The organism is Streptococcus mitis (assembly GCF_001579035.1).
In the GTDB taxonomy this organism is placed as follows: domain Bacteria; phylum Bacillota; class Bacilli; order Lactobacillales; family Streptococcaceae; genus Streptococcus; species Streptococcus mitis_J.
On record NZ_KQ970322.1, the window covers coordinates 1 to 431 of the forward strand.

Genomic DNA, 431 nt, shown 5'->3' on the forward strand with positions numbered 1-431 from the left:
CTATGGTATTCGACTCCCTAACAGATTTTGGAGCTTATTCTTACTGGATTGGTTTGATTATTAGTCTAATCGTGAGTGGGACGCTCTATCGTTGGCGTTTAACTGTGATTATGAAGAGATTTGAATCCAGAAAAGCTTGATTTTTAAAATTCCTACAAGCAAAAATATCCTTCCTTATCTACATTATTTTAATTAGTAGTAGGTAGACGAGAACTTCAAAAATATAGAAACAATTGATATTCCACGCTACTTTACTGGTATCAGATATAAAGAAAAAGAAGTTGCTTATTTTTAGCAGCTTCTTTTTTGATAAATATTTTACATAAGTTATATTACGTAAAATTATAAACTATCCAAGGCATTCTTTTGTTCATCGTTGACGATATGGGTATAGAGGTCAGTGACTTGTGTACTGGCATGTCCTAGCTGAT

Annotated in this window: 1 pseudogene; it reads left to right on the forward strand. The window is 32.5% G+C overall.

Annotated elements, in window-relative coordinates:
* Positions 1–140, forward strand: a pseudogene (locus SMIDD26_RS12070) (MATE family efflux transporter); the annotation flags it as partial.
* Between the last annotated feature and the right edge of the window lie 291 nt (positions 141–431).